The sequence below is a fragment of the Alkalihalophilus lindianensis genome, assembly GCF_032843265.1.
GTDB classification, from domain to species: Bacteria; Bacillota; Bacilli; order Bacillales; family Bacillaceae_D; genus Alkalihalophilus; species Alkalihalophilus lindianensis.
Window position 1 is genome coordinate 1 of sequence record NZ_JAWJBA010000652.1, and the last position, 255, is coordinate 255.

Here is a 255-nt window from a genome sequence, read left to right on the forward strand (position 1 = left end):
CTATGCTGCAAGACGAACAAAAACAACCGGCGACTTTTATACAGCGGGTGGTGGTTTAAGCGGTTTTCAAAATGGGATTGCCATTTCCGGTGACTACTTGTCGGCAGCTTCCTTTTTGGGGATTGCCGGAGCGATTGCTTTAAATGGTTTTGACGGATTTTTTTACAGCATCGGGTTTTTGATTGCCTATCTGGTTGTCATGTTTTTAGTAGCCGAACCTTTAAGAAACCTTGGAAAGTATACGTTGGCAGATAT

General features: G+C 43.1%; 1 protein-coding gene. It reads left to right on the forward strand.

Annotated elements, in window-relative coordinates:
* Positions 1-255, forward strand: a 255-nt coding sequence (locus RYX56_RS23770) for a sodium:solute symporter family transporter (protein WP_439108533.1), incomplete at both ends; no start/stop codon positions are given.